The sequence below is a fragment of the Phycicoccus jejuensis genome (genome assembly GCF_000720925.1).
Classification (GTDB): Bacteria; Actinomycetota; Actinomycetes; order Actinomycetales; family Dermatophilaceae; genus Phycicoccus; species Phycicoccus jejuensis.
Genome location: NZ_JOEE01000090.1, coordinates 1 through 219, shown reverse-complemented (window position 1 = coordinate 219; position 219 = coordinate 1). Strand labels below are relative to the sequence as shown.

Here is a 219-nt window from a genome sequence, read left to right as displayed (position 1 = left end):
GGCGCTGGCTGTGACCGTGCTGGCGGGTTCGTGGATGTGGAGCGCCTGGTCGCCGGTGTGGCTCCTGGTGGCCATGGCCGGTGGTGCGGCGCTGCCGGTGCGGCGCGTGCTGGTCGCGGTGCCGCTCTGCGCGGTGGTGGCCGCGGCCACGTTGTGGCAGTTTCCAGACGAGCGAGGCTCGGTGCTGGTTCAGGGGTTCGTCGTCGCGCTGGCCGGCAC

The 219-nt window shown here is 73.5% G+C and carries 1 protein-coding gene; it reads left to right on the top strand.

What is annotated here, in order from left to right; all coding sequences use genetic code 11:
• Positions 1–219: hypothetical protein (locus IG69_RS22605; RefSeq protein WP_169742116.1), on the top strand; the 219-nt coding region annotated here is incomplete at both ends.